The following is a 1,094-nucleotide window of genomic DNA, read 5'->3' on the forward strand; positions in this document are numbered from 1 at the left end:
AGAGAATTGGCTATGGTTAAAAGAATATGCTTTGAAACTATGCAAAGAATATACTTATAGATATGGTAAAATACATAAATGCCAATACATTGTGGATGATATGTTTAAGCCTAGTTTGCCATCAAATGGGTTGACTAAATTACCTTGTGTAATGCCTGAGAAATACATTGTAGACGATGTAGTTCAGTCTTATAGAAATTATATGAATGGTGACAAGAGAAATTTGTTTAATTGGAAAGATAGAGAAACCCCAAATTGGGTAAAATGATAAATACAAGGAGGAGTTATGGCTATATTAATAGAAAGAAAATTTACAACGGATAAAGAATTTTATAATATTCTTAAAGACAATGTAGACATCTTCAATGAAATAAAGAGTCATGTAAATGATTTTATGAAGGTTGGAATAACTGCAACATTAGAGGTGTTTGTTAACAAAGAAACTAAGATTGGATTTGATTTAGTCATAACAGGGGCTAAATTAGGAGATATTGATGGGATTATACTTGAAAACTTTGATTCGTTTTCAATGAATGGTCTTGAAAAAGATGCTCAAGGAGATGTATCAGAGTACAATGATTTTATAAAAAATAGAGTCTATTATATAAATAGACCTAGGAATATACACGACATATATATAAAGGATGGTGGAGTTGATGGGTTAATAAAACTAACTTTATATTAGGAGTGATAAAATGGCGTTTGCGAACCCAAAACCAATAGTATTAAAATTTTCAACAACCAAAGCAAATTATGATATTTTAAATGATAATAGTGCAATAAATCAACGTATAAAGAATCATATTTATAATTTTGGTGAAGTTGGAGTTGAGGCTTCCATTAGATTGGTGTTGGACAGTGGAAGCACACAAGTTAAGTTTGGTTTGAACGATGGTTGGAATGATTTTATAGCAAATGAGATTTCAATAGACAGACCTAGATCCATAAAAAATATAATCATAAAAGACCAAAATATTAATGGCACAATATTGATAGATATGTATTGACAAACAACTTCCTATGTGATATATTAGTTACATAGGAAATACATAAAACAAAGAACAAAGGGGAGATGTTATTATGAGAGAAAAAGT

General features: G+C 29.3%; 3 protein-coding genes. All 3 read left to right on the forward strand.

Features of this window, described 5'->3' with window-relative positions; translation table 11 throughout:
• Positions 1-268: hypothetical protein (locus ACRDDY_RS15420; RefSeq protein ID WP_438565826.1), on the forward strand; the 268-nt coding region annotated here is incomplete at its 5' end.
• Positions 269-286: 18 nt separating this feature from the next.
• Positions 287-685 carry a hypothetical protein gene (locus ACRDDY_RS15425; protein ID WP_438565827.1) on the forward strand — a complete coding sequence of 133 codons (399 nt, stop codon included), beginning with the start codon at positions 287-289 and terminating at the stop codon, positions 683-685.
• A 10-nt stretch (positions 686-695) separates the two neighbouring features.
• Positions 696-1,007 (forward strand): hypothetical protein, encoded by a 312-nt coding sequence (locus tag ACRDDY_RS15430; protein WP_438565828.1) that lies wholly within the window; start codon positions 696-698, stop codon positions 1,005-1,007.
• Positions 1,008-1,094 lie beyond the last annotated feature (87 nt).

Origin of the sequence: Clostridium sp. (assembly GCF_051656525.1) — a bacterium.
In the GTDB taxonomy this organism is placed as follows: domain Bacteria; phylum Bacillota; class Clostridia; order Clostridiales; family Clostridiaceae; genus Clostridium.

Coding starts and splice junctions, on each gene's coding strand:
- ACRDDY_RS15430 (WP_438565828.1), top strand. CDS start 696: ATGGCGTTTGCGAACCCAAAACCAATAGTATTAAAATTTTCAACAACC.
- ACRDDY_RS15425 (WP_438565827.1), top strand. CDS start 287: ATGGCTATATTAATAGAAAGAAAATTTACAACGGATAAAGAATTTTAT.